Annotated in this window: 8 protein-coding genes; 1 reads left to right on the top strand and 7 read right to left on the bottom strand. The window is 71.5% G+C overall.

Going from position 1 to position 12,039, the window contains the following annotated elements; all coding sequences use genetic code 11:
• Positions 1–142 precede the first annotated feature (142 nt).
• Positions 143–1,798: a glycoside hydrolase family 27 protein gene (locus ACQP26_RS18085; RefSeq protein WP_269705545.1), complete on the top strand. Its 1,656-nt coding sequence runs from the start codon at positions 143–145 to the stop codon at positions 1,796–1,798.
• A 59-nt stretch (positions 1,799–1,857) separates the two neighbouring features.
• Here ACQP26_RS18085 and mmsB read toward each other — a convergent pair whose 3' ends face one another.
• The 7 genes from mmsB to rph form a co-directional block, all read right to left on the bottom strand.
• Positions 1,858–3,108 (bottom strand): multiple monosaccharide ABC transporter permease, encoded by a 1,251-nt coding sequence (gene mmsB, locus ACQP26_RS18090; RefSeq protein WP_269705544.1) that lies wholly within the window; start codon positions 3,106–3,108, stop codon positions 1,858–1,860.
• Positions 3,105–4,643 carry a multiple monosaccharide ABC transporter ATP-binding protein gene (gene mmsA / locus ACQP26_RS18095; protein ID WP_269705543.1) on the bottom strand — a complete coding sequence of 513 codons (1,539 nt, stop codon included), beginning with the start codon at positions 4,641–4,643 and terminating at the stop codon, positions 3,105–3,107. Before mmsA ends, mmsB begins: the two co-directional genes overlap by 4 nt.
• 81 nt (positions 4,644–4,724) lie before the next feature.
• The gene (chvE, locus tag ACQP26_RS18100; protein WP_433493473.1) at positions 4,725–5,864 is read right to left on the bottom strand and encodes a multiple monosaccharide ABC transporter substrate-binding protein; all 1,140 of its coding nucleotides are present in this window, start codon (positions 5,862–5,864) and stop codon (positions 4,725–4,727) included.
• A 195-nt stretch (positions 5,865–6,059) separates the two neighbouring features.
• On the bottom strand, positions 6,060–7,436 hold the full coding sequence (locus tag ACQP26_RS18105; RefSeq protein ID WP_269705541.1) for an endo-1,4-beta-xylanase: 1,377 nt from the start codon (positions 7,434–7,436) through the stop codon (positions 6,060–6,062).
• 170 nt (positions 7,437–7,606) lie between these two features.
• The gene (locus ACQP26_RS18110; protein WP_269705540.1) at positions 7,607–8,701 is read right to left on the bottom strand and encodes a 12-oxophytodienoate reductase; all 1,095 of its coding nucleotides are present in this window, start codon (positions 8,699–8,701) and stop codon (positions 7,607–7,609) included.
• A 42-nt stretch (positions 8,702–8,743) separates the two neighbouring features.
• A complete protein-coding gene (locus ACQP26_RS18115; RefSeq protein WP_269705539.1) occupies positions 8,744–9,112 on the bottom strand; it encodes a MerR family transcriptional regulator in 369 nt (122 codons plus the stop codon).
• Positions 9,113–9,160: 48 nt separating this feature from the next.
• The gene (gene rph / locus ACQP26_RS18120; RefSeq protein WP_433493474.1) at positions 9,161–11,755 is read right to left on the bottom strand and encodes a rifamycin-inactivating phosphotransferase; all 2,595 of its coding nucleotides are present in this window, start codon (positions 11,753–11,755) and stop codon (positions 9,161–9,163) included.
• Between the last annotated feature and the right edge of the window lie 284 nt (positions 11,756–12,039).

The following is a 12,039-nucleotide window of genomic DNA, read 5'->3' on the forward strand; positions in this document are numbered from 1 at the left end:
ACGAGCGCCCGCCGGCACCGACCGGCCGCTGGAACTGCCGTGCCGCGTCCGTCCCCGTGGACCACGGGCGACGCCGTGCGACCGGCGGGCCGCTCCCTTCCGGGCACCGGCACGGACGGCGCCCGGCCACCGAGGAGGACCCGTGCGCAAATGGACCCGACGGACGCTGGCCGTCCTGGGCGTCGCGGCGGTGGCGCTCGCCGCCACCGTCACCGACCAGGCCATGGCCCCACGCCCGGCCCGGGCGCTGGACAACGGCGTCGCCCGCACCCCGCCGATGGGGTGGAACACCTGGAACACCTTCGGCTGCAACATCAACGAGACCCTCATCCGCCAGACCGCCGACGCGATCGTCGCCAACGGCCTGCGCGACCTCGGCTACAAGTACGTCGTCGTGGACGACTGCTGGTTCAACCCGAACCGGGACGCGCAGGGCAACCTCCAGGCGCACCCCCAGCGGTTCCCCAGCGGGATGAAGGCGCTCGGTGACTACCTGCACGCCCGGGGCCTGCTGTTCGGCATCTACCAGGTGCCGCTGGACAAGACCTGCGCCCAGGTCGGCGGCACGTTCCCCGGCGCCACCGGCAGCCTCAACCACGAGTACCAGGACGCGCGGCAGTTCGCCGCCTGGGGCGTGGACTACCTCAAGTACGACTGGTGCTCCGGCACCGGGACGATAAACGACCAGGTGGCGCGGTTCGGCATCATGCGCGACGCGCTGGCGTCCACCGGCCGGCCGATCGTCTACAGCATCAACCCCAACAGCTACCACGCCAAGACCGGGCCGCTGCGCAACTGGAGCGACGTGGCGAACCTCTGGCGGACCACCGAGGACATCACCAACGCGTGGAACACCGGCCAGACCAACGGGTACCCGATGGGCATCCAGAACATCGTCGACGTCACGGTGCCGCTGGCCGGATACGCCGCGCCCGGCGGGTTCAACGACCCGGACATGCTCGAGGTCGGCAACGGCGGCATGAACGACACCGAGATGCGCAGCCACTTCGCGCTCTGGTCCATGCTGGCCGCGCCGCTGATGATGGGCAACGACGTACGCTCGGCGAGCGCGGCCACCCTGGCCATCCTGCGCAACGCCAACCTGGTCGCCATCAACCAGGACACGCTCGGCCGCCAGGCGGTCCAGGTCTCCTTCGACGGCACCCGGCGGGTGCTGGCCAAGCCGCTGGCCAACGGCGACGTGGCGGTGGCGCTGTTCAACCAGGGCGGCTCGACCACCACCGTCTCCACCACGGCGGCCGCGATCGGCAAGAGCGGCAGCTCGTTCACGTTGCGCGACGCGTGGACCGACGCCACCTTCACCAGCACCGGCACGATCTCCGCCAGCGTGCCCGCGCACGGCACGGTGGTCTACCGGGTCAGCGGAGGCGGCACCACCACCCCGCCGCCGGTCCCCACCACGTTCCGGCTGCGCAGCGAGTCGTCCGGCCGATGCCTCGACGTCGACAACGCCGGCACCGCCAACGGCACCGGAACGCTGATCTGGGACTGCCACGGCAACGCCAACCAGCAGTTCACCGCCAACGGGCAGGCGTTGCAGGTGCTCGGCAAGTGCCTGGACGTGCCGACCAGCGCGACGGCCGGGACCCGGGTACAGATCTGGGACTGCAACGGCGGCACCAACCAGCAGTGGACCATCAACGGCAACGGCACGGTGAGCAACGTGCGCTTCCCGTCGCTGTGCCTGGACGTCGACAACGCGGGCACCGCCAACGGCACCCGGGTGATCGTCTGGACCTGCCACGGCAACACCAACCAGCGGTGGAGCCGGGCGTGAGCGGCTGCGGCCGGTGAACGGCGGTCGGCCGGACGAAGGGGCGAGCGTCCGGCCGGCCGTCACCGGGCGCCGGCCGCCCGGCGCTTGTTCCAGATGTCGAACGCCACCGCCACGAGCAGGACGAGACCCTTCACCACCGACTGGACGGACTGGTCGATGCCCATGAGCTGCATCCCGTTGCTCATCACCGCCATGATCAGGCCACCCACCATGGCGCCGACCACGGTGCCGACCCCGCCGGTGACCGCCGCGCCGCCGATGAAGGCCGCCGCGATCGCGTCCAGCTCGAACATGTTGCCGGCGGCCGGCTGGGCGCCGTTGGACCGGGACGAGTAGATCACGCCCGCCACGGCGGACAGGAAGCCCATGTTGACGAAGATCCAGAAGTTGACCCGCTTCACCCGCACGCCGGACAGCATCGCCGCGGGCAGGTTGCCGCCGATCGCGTACACCTGCCGGCCGAACACGGTACGGCGGGTGAGCAGGCCGTAGATCAGCACCAGAACGGCCAGCACGATGAGCACGATCGGCAGGCCGCGGGCGTTGGCGAGCTGCCAGGCGAACCACATGACCACGGCGCCGACCACCACGATCCGCAGGACGAACAGCGGGAACGACTCCACCGGCTGCTCGTGGCGCACCCGGGCGACCCGGGTCCGGAACACGGCCACCGCGTACCCGACGACGGCGAACGCGCCGATGAACAGCGTGAAGGCGTCGTAGCCCTCACCGCCCAGCAGTCCGTTGAGGAAACCGGCGGCGACCCGCTGGTACTCCTCGGGGAACGGCGACAGCGAGATGTTGTCCAGCACCCGCAGCGTGAGGCCGCGGAACAGGAGCATGCCGGCCAGGGTGACGATGAAGGCCGGGATCCCGGCGTACGCGACCCAGAGCCCGTGCCACGCGCCGACCGCGACGCCCACCGCGAGCGCGGCCAGCACGCCGGCCCACCAGGGCATGCCCTCGCGGATGACGAGCACCGCGGAGACCGCTCCGGTGAGCGCCACCACCGATCCCACGGACAGGTCGATGTGCCCGCCGATGATCACGATGACCATGCCGATCGCGAGCACCAGGATGTACGAGTACTGGAGCACGATGTTGGTGAGGTTGCCGGGGCTGAGCGAGACGCCGTCGGTGAGGACCGCGAACAGCGCGACGATCACTACCAGAGCGATGTAGATGCCGCTCTGCCGCAGGTTGCCGAGGATCAGCGTGCGCGGATCGCTGGTGCCGGTGTGCAGGGTCGCCGCCGCGCCGGTGTCCGGGGTGGCGATCTTCGTGGCGGGGGGAGGCTTGGTGCTGGTCATCGGACGAGATCCCTGTCCTTGGTCATGAGTTCCATCAGGTTCTCCTGGGTGGCCTCGCTCACCGGCATCTCCCCGGTGATCCGGCCGGCCGCGAGGGTGTATACGCGGTCGCACATGCCGAGCAGCTCGGGCAGTTCGGAGGAGATGAGGACCACCGCCTTGCCCTCGGCCACCAGCCGGTTGACGATCGTGTAGATCTCGAACTTCGCGCCGACGTCGATGCCCCTCGTCGGCTCGTCGAGGATCAGCACGTCCGGGTCGGTGAACAGCCACTTCGCCAGCACGACCTTCTGCTGGTTGCCGCCGGAGAGCTTGCCCACCACCGACATCACCGTCGGCGCCTTGATGTTCATGTCGCGCCGTCCCCGCTCGGCGACCTGGATCTCCCGGTTGCCGTCGATCCAGCCGTTGCGGGCGAGCTTGTCGAGCGCGGCGGCCGAGATGTTGCCCCGGACGTCGTCGATGAGGTTGAGGCCGTAGTGCTTGCGGTCCTCGGTGGCGTACGCGATGCCGTTCGCGATGGCCTCGGCCACCGTGCGCGTCCGTACCTCGCGGCCCCGGACGAAGATCCGGCCGCGGATGTCCCGGCCGTACGCCCGGCCGAAGACGCTCATCGCCAGCTCGGTGCGTCCGGCGCCCATCAGCCCGGCGATGCCGACGACCTCCCCGGCCCGCACGTGCAGCGACGCCCGGTCGACGACCAGGCGGTCCTGGGTCGGATGGCGCACCGACCAGTCCTCGATGCGCAGCACCTCGTCGCCGGGCGTCACGCTGCGGGTCGGGTAGAAGGCGGCCAGGTCGCGCCCGACCATGCCGCGGATGATCCGGTCCTGGGTGACGGCGCCGTCGGACATGTCCAGCGTCTCGACGGTACGGCCGTCGCGGATGACCGTGGTCGAGTCGGCGACGGCGGTGATCTCGCCGAGCTTGTGCGAGATCATGATGCAGGTGATGCCCTGGTCACGCAGCCGGCGCATCAGGTCCAGCAGGTGCGCCGAGTCGACGTCGTTCAGGGCCGCGGTCGGCTCGTCGAGGATCAGCAGCCGCACCTTCTTGGACAGCGCCTTGGCGATCTCCACGAGTTGCTGCTTGCCGACGCCGAGCTGGATGACGGGGGTGACCGGGTTCTCGTGCAGCCCGACCGACCGCAGCAGCGCCGCGGCCTCCGCGTTGGTGCGGTGCCAGTCGATGAGCCCGCCGCGGCCGCGGCGCTCGTTGCCGAGGAAGATGTTCTCGGCGATCGACAGGTACGGCACCAGCGCGAGTTCCTGGTGGATGATGACGATGCCGCGCGCTTCGCTGTCCTGGATGCCCCGGAAGCCGACCGGCTCGCCGTCGAAGACGATCTGGCCGTCGTAGCTGCCCGCCGGGTAGACCCCGGACAGCACTTTCATCAGGGTGGACTTCCCGGCGCCGTTCTCACCGCAGATCGCGTGGATCTCGCCGCGCCGTACGGCGAGCGAGACGTCCTGGAGCGCGGTCACCCCGGGGAAGGTCTTCGTGATGCCACGCATCTCGAGGATGTGATCGCTCATGTATCCGTCCTGCTCGTGGTCGTGGTGTCCGGAGCGGTCGGGCCCGGTGGCGCGGGTGGCCGCCGGGCCCGTCGCCGCGGGTCAGCCGGCCCGGCCGGCGGCCACCTCCTGCTCGGTCAGGTAGCCGGAGTCGATGAGGACGGACTTGATGTCTTCCTTGTAGACGGTCTGCACCGGCAGCAGGAAGGCGGGCACGACCTTGACGCCATTGTTGTACGCCTTGGTCTCGTTGGCCTTCGGCTCCTCCTTGCGCAGGAACGCCTCGGCGGCGATCACCGCCTGCTCGGCCAGCAGCCGGGTGTCCTTGAACACGGTCGAGCTCTGCACGCCGTCGTTGATGAGCTTGACCGACGCGACCTCGGCGTCCTGACCGGTCACCACCGGCATCTTCTTGGCGCCGCCGCGGTAACCGGCGTTCTGCAGGGCGGTGATGATGCCCCGGGACAGGCCGTCGAAGGGCGACAGCACGCCGTCGACCTTGCTGCCGTCGTTGTAGCTGGAGGTGAGCAGGTCCTCCATCCGCTTCTGCGCGGTCTCCTGCTGCCAGCGCAGGATGGCGGCCTGCTCGATCTTGGTCTGCCCCGACTTGACCTTCAGCGTCCCCGCGTCGAAGTACGGCTTGAGCGTGTCCATCGCGCCGTTGAAGAAGAACCCGGCGTTGTTGTCGTCGAGCGAGCCGGCGAACAGCTCCACGTTGAACGGACCCGTGGCGGTGCCCTTGGCGCCGTCCTTGGTGAGCAGCCCGAGGCCGACCAGGAGCGCGTTGGCCTGCGCCACGCCCACCTTGTAGTTGTCGAAGCTGACGTAGAAGCTGACGTTGGGGCTGTTGCGGATGAGCCGGTCGTAGGAGATGACCGGGATGTTCGCGGCTGCGGCGGCCTGGAGCTGGCCGCTGAGCGCGGTGCCGTCGATCGGGGCGATGACCAGCACGTCCGCGCCCTGGGTGATCATCTGGTCGATCTGCTGCGACTGGGTCGGGATGTCGTCCCCGGCGTACTGCAGGTCGACCTTGTAGCCCTTGGCCTGCAACTTCTCCTTCACCGAGTTGCCGTCGGCGATCCACCGTTCCGAGGTCTGGGTCGGCATCGAGACGCCGATCGTCAGGTCGCCGGGCGTGGCGGAGCTGGTGTCCGAGCCGCCTCCGGCGCCCTCGCCGCTGCACGCGGCCAGGCTGATCGCGAGCGCGGCGCCGCTGACTGCGGCCAGGATTCGTCTGCGCACGAGCGTCCTCTCCCCTCCGTGGGCCCCTGTGACACAGGTAACCGTCACGGCGAGTGTTAACGCTCACAAGTTGCCCCGTCAACCAATCGCGCGAAATGTGCATGTCTCTTTCTTGTAACAGAGACGGCGCTCCAGGTAGGACGCGACCGGACGTCGCGGGGGCGGCACGTCGTGCCGCCCCCGCGACGCCTGCGCTCAGGAGGCGGAGCAGGTGGGCGTCATGCCCGATCCGCTTCCGTTGCCCTGGAAGCCGAACTCGGCGCTCTGGCCGGCGCCGAGCTGGCCGTTGTAGTCGACGTTCGTGAACCGCACCGTGCCGCTGTTACCGCTCGCGGTGGCGCTCCAGGTGTTGGTGACGCTCGCGCCGGCCGGCAGCGTCATGGTGACGGTCCATCCCCGGGTGCCCGACGAGCCCGCTGTCACCTTCACGTTGGCGACAAAGCCACCGGTCCAGGAGTTCAGCGTCACCGAGGCCGTGCACCCGCCCTGGCCGGGCGGTGGCGTGGTCGGGTTGTTGGGCGGCGGGGTGGTCGGGTTGTTCGGCGGCGGGGTGGTGGTCGGCGGCGGGTTGTTGGTGCCGGAGTTCAGCGCGTCGAGCACCGCGTTGTACGCCGCCTTCTTGTTGCCGGAGCAGTCGAACAGCAGCGCGTTGTCCGAGCCGCGCCACGAGTCGCAGTCCCGCACGCCCCACACCGTGATGCCGGTGCAGCGCGACACCGCCAGGCAGGCCCGGGTGACGGCGGCGTAGATGTTCGCCTGGTTGCCGCCGGTCATCACGTCCAGCTCGGTGATCTGCACCTCCACGCCCAGGTCGGCGAAGCGCTGGAGGTTGGCCTGGTAGTCACCGGGAAGCGTGGTGCCCAGGTGCGACTGGAAGCCGACGCAGTCGATCGGCACGCCACGCGACTTGAAGTCGCGCACCATGTTGTAGATGCCCGTCGACTTCGCGTTGATGCCGTCGGTGTTGTAGTCGTTGTAGCAGAGCTTCGCGCCCGGGTCCGCGGCACGGGCCGCGCGGAACGCGGCCTCGATCCAGTCGTTGCCGGTGCGCTGCAGGTTCGAGTCGCGGCGACCGCCGCTGCCGCCGTCGGCGAACGCCTCGTTCACCACGTCCCAGGCGTAGATCTGCCCGCGGAAGTGGGTGGCGACCTGGGTGACGTGGTTGATCGCGGCGTTGCGCAGCGCGCTGCCGGACAGACCCTGCGCCCACGACGGCTGCTGCTGGTGCCAGAGCAACGCGTGCCCGCGCACCGACATCCCGTTCGCCCGGGCGTGGCTGACCAGCCGGTCGCCGCCGGTGTAGGTGAACCGCCCCTGCTGCGGCTCGGTGGCGTCCCACTTCATCTCGTTCTCGGCCACCACGGAGTTGAACTCGCGGTTCAGCACCGTGGCGTACGTGTTGTCGGACAGCTTGTTGGTGGCGACCGCGGCGCCGAAGTATCGGCCCTTCTCGGCCGCCGCCGCGCGCAGCGTGGTGCCGGCGCTCGCGGTCGGCGCCAGGGCCACCGCCATCCCGGCGGCGAGCGCGCCGGCCAGGATGCCGGTGGTGAGCAAGGCTCTCGTTCGTCTCATGCGGATTCCTCTTCCGGGGGTCACGCGATGGTGGTGGTGCGACGTCCCGACTCCGCGTCCGGTGGCGGTGTCGGGGTACGACCAGCGCGGCTCGCCCGGTGAGCCTTGCGGCGCTCATGCCCTGCCATCGACTGTGAGCGATAACATCCCCCGGCGTCAACCCTTTCCGGCTAGGGATAGACGTCCTCGTGCGCCTTCCGGTAGTCGACGATCTCGTCCGGCCGCCCCGCGGCGGCGTGCCGCACCCAGGCCGGGTTGCCCAGCAGCGCCCGGCCGAGAGCGACCAGGTCGAACTCCCCGTCCGCCAGCCGCGCGGCCAGGCCCGCCACCGACTCCGGGCCGTCCGGGCGCAGGAACTCACGCCGCAGTCCGACCGAGCCCACGGTGATCGACGGCAGGCCGGTGAGGCGCTTCGCCCAGCCGGCCAGGTTCAGCGCCGAGCCGGCGAACGCCGGCTGCCAGAAGCGACGCTGCGAGGCGTGCAGGACGTCCGCGCCGGCCTCGGCGAACGCGGTGAGGATCTGCCCCAGCTCGGCCGGGGTGTCCGCGATCCGCGCGTCGAACGCCCGCTCCTTGAACTGGGAGAACCGCACGATCACCGGGCGGCCCACCGGCACCTGCGCGCGGACCGCGCGCACCACCGCGGCCGGGAACGCCGCCCGGCGCGCCGGGGAGCCGCCGAACACGTCGGTCCGGCGATTCGTGTACGGCCACAGGAACTCGTCGAGCAGGTAGCCGTGCGCGGCGTGGATCTCGACCGCGTCGAACCCGGCCCGGACCGCCACCCGGGCCGCGTCCGCGTACGCCGCCAGCAGCACGTCGACGTCGGCGGCGGTCATCGCGCGCGGCGCCGGGCGGCCCGGCTCGCGTACCCCCGAGGGGGTCCACGCCGGAGCGCCGTCCACCGGTTCGCGCAGGCTGCCCAGGTGCCACAGCTGCGCGGCGATCCGGCCGCCGGCGGCGTGCACGGCCTCGACCACGCCGCGCCAGCCGGCCTCGGCCGCGCCGGGAGTCATCCGCGGCACGGTGTCCTCGTGGCCGGCGCTGGGGTGGTCCACCAGCACTCCCTCGGTGACGATCAGGCCGACGCCGGCCGCGGCGCGGCGCCGGTAGTACTCGGCCATCTCCGGCGTCGGCACGCCACCCGGCGCGCGGTTACGGGTCATCGGCGCCATCACGAAACGGGACGGCAGCGGCAGTCCGGCGACGGTGGCGGGTTCCAGCAGCGGCGCCACCAACGATGCGGTGTCCAGGGTCGTGTTCATGACCCGAAGCTAGAAGTTGACACCGGTGTCAAGGGCAAGCGCTCAGGCGGCCGGATCCCGGGTGTCCTCGGTCACGCTCATGTCGGACACCACGTCGTCGAGCACCGCGACGGCGTGCGCGAGCCGTGCCATCTCGGCGGTCATCCGGGCCCGCTCCTCGCGCAGCCGGTCGGTCAGCCACGAGGTACGGATCTCCGGATCGGTCACGCAGGGCAGCAGCTCGGCCATCCGGCGGCTGCTCAGCCCGGCGTCGAACAGCCGCTGGATGAGGCGGACCCGGTCCACCGCCGATTCGGCGAAGACCCGCTGCCCGCTCGCGGTGCGCACGGCGGCGAGCAGGCCCTGCTGCTCGTAGTACCGGATGGACCGGGCGCTGACCCCGGTACGCGCCGACAACTCCCCGATCCGCATCACGCCTCCCCGCTCGTCGCACGTCCATCATCGAGCATGCCGCGCCGGTCAGGACAGCAGCTCGACGTACCCGTCGGTGCCGTGCACGCGGATCCGCCCGCCGTCGGGGATCAGCCGGGTCGCGTCCGGCACCGCCACCACGGCGGGCAGGCCGTACTCGCGGGCGATCACCGCGCCGTGCGTCATCAGTCCGCCCACCTCCGTCACCAGGCCCGCGACGGCCACGAACAGCGGCGTCCAGCTCGGATCGGTGTGCGCGGTGACGAGGATGTCGCCCGGCTGAAGGTCGGCACCGGTCAGGTCCGTCACCACCCGCGCCCGCCCCTCGACGACGCCGGCCGAGACCGCCAGCCCGGTCAGGGCGCCCGGCGGCACGTCGGCGCGCCGGTACGAGCCGTTCAGCGCCTCGCCGTCCGAGGTGAGCACCCGGGGCGGGGTGAGCGCCTGATGCGCCCGGAACTCGTCCCGGCGCCCGCGGATCAGCGCGGTGTCGGCCCGGCCGGTGGCCGCGACCTCGCGGAACTCGTCGAAGGTGAGGTAGAAGACGTCCTCCGGATCGGCGAGCACACCGGCGCGGGCCAGCCGGTCGGCCTCCGCCATGAGCGCCTGCTTGTACACGGCGTAGCGGCTGACGATGTCGTACTTCGGGTACTCCCGGTAGCCGGCGAACGTCCGTACCCGGTCGATCATCTCCTGCGTCTCGGCGGCCTTGCGCTCGCCGTCCGGCAGGGCGCGCAGGCGGTCGAGCACCTCCCGGGCCTTCGCCCGCGCCCGCTCCCGGCCGTCGGCGAAGCGGCGTGCGGCGGCGCCCGGGGCGAAGGTACGGACGTGGTCGAGGATCAGCGGCACGAGCGTGGCCGGGCGCTCGCTCCACCGTGGCCGGGTGATGTCGATCTCGCCGACGCAGCGCATGCCGTACCGGTCCAGGTATCCCTCGACGGCCGCGCGTGCCTCGACGCCGCCCGGCAGCTTCGGCAGTTCGCCCAGGAACCCGTCGTCGGCGCCGTCCCGCAGGAACACCACCACCTCGGGGTACGCGCGGATCACGTCGGCCACGTCGAGCAGCGCCAGCCCCATCTCGGCGGTGACGTTGCCGGGCGCGGACAGCGTGAGCGTGTCGGCCGCGTCGCGTTCGCCGAGCCACTCCCCCAGCTTGTCGTTGAGCCACCAGGCGGCCTGCATCCCCGCCATGATCACCTGAGCGCTCACCGGATCGGTGAGCACCCGCTTGTGCTCGGCGAACGCCTCGTCCAGGAAGTCGAACAGCCCGGACCCGGACCGGCCCCGGATGTCGCGGCGCAGGGCGGCGACCGACTCCCGGCTGCGCTCGATCAGCGCGGTGACGATCGCCGGGTCGGTGTCGATCGAGGGCGGCGGCCCGCTCGCGGGCGGGCCGGCCGGTGCGGGGTCCGGCGCGGCCGGCACCACGTCCCGGGCGAGGACCGTCTCCAGCGCGTCCCGGGTGAGCGGGTCGGCCCGGCCGATCATGCCCAGGAACGCGGTCCGGCCCGCCGGGGTGGACAGGTGCGGCGTGGCGTCGACGAACAGCCGGCCGCCCGCCTCGTGCATCGGCGCCATGGCGGTGCGCCGCCACATCGACAGGCCCAGCGGCCTCATGGCGTCGGTCATCATCTGCTGGTGGCCCACGGACAGGTAGACGTGGAACCGCCCGTCGGCGCCGGCCGCCGGCACCGGGAACAGCGTGGTGATCGGCCGGCTCTGCAGGATGTGGACGTCGTCGCCGGTCAGCGCCCACTCGATGTCCTGCGGGCACCCGAAGCGCGCCTCGATCCGCCGCCCCAGCGCGGCGAGGCGTACCGCCTGCGCGTCGGTCAGCGCGGGAGACGCCTGCCGCGCCGGGTCGACGGGCGTCTCCCGGGTGCCGCCGCCGGCCACCGCGCGCACCGCCCGCGCCTTCGTGCCGATCGTCCGGCCGACCACCGCGCCGTCGCGGACCGTGAAGACGTCCGGGTTCACCAGGCCGGAGACCAGTGCCTCACCGAGACCGAAGCCGGCCTCGACCGAGACCACCGTCCGGTCCCCGCTGACCGGGTCGGCGGTGAACATGATCCCGGCCGCGTCCGGGACGACCATCAGCTGCACCACCACCGCCATGTCCACGGCCCGGTCCTCGATGCCGTGCCTCCGCCGGTAGGTCACCGCCCGCTCGGTGAACAGCGAGGCCCAGCAGCGGCTGACGTGCCGCAGCACCTCGGCCGCGCCTACCACGTTCAGGTAGGTGTCCTGCTGGCCCGCGAACGAGGCGGTCGGCAGGTCCTCGGCGGTGGCGCTCGACCGCACGGCGTACGCGGCGTACGCGCCGAACTCCGACAGCGCGCCGGTGACCGCCGCCGCGACCTCACCCGGCAGCGCGGTCCGCTCGACGGCGCGGCGGACCTCGGCGGCGGCCGTCCGGAGCGCCGCCGGGTCGTCCGCGTCCGCGCGGGCGAGCCGGTCCAGCGGTCCGGCGAGGGCCGGCGTCCGCGCCACCAGCCGGAAGGCGTCGGTCGCGACGCAGAAACCGCCGGGTACGCGCACCCCGTCGATCCGCGTCAACGCGCCCAGGTGCGCGCCCTTGCCCCCGACGGCGGCGATCCGCGTCTCGTCCACCTCGTGCAGTTGCCACACGTACCGTCCGGTCATGCCGTGCCCCCGTTTTCGCAGCTCAGTCCGCATCGGCCGATGATTCTGCGGCATCACCGGGGCCTTGCGGCAAGACCCGGGGTGCGATATACGTTTGTAGTGGCGAGGAGATCGGTCTCCTTGCCTTTCGTTATGCCGCAGTCTTTCGTTTTGCCGCACCACAACCCCCTGCCCTGGCCCGCTGCGCTCACGTGAGTCAGATCTCCCCGCCCCGGGTGGAGTGCCGGGGGCGCGACGGGGCAAGAAGCGACCACGAGGCCGCGACGCCGGCCTGAACGAGCGGG

The sequence above is a fragment of the Micromonospora sp. CA-248089 genome (assembly GCF_050948515.1).
Taxonomy (GTDB): Bacteria; Actinomycetota; Actinomycetes; order Mycobacteriales; family Micromonosporaceae; genus Micromonospora.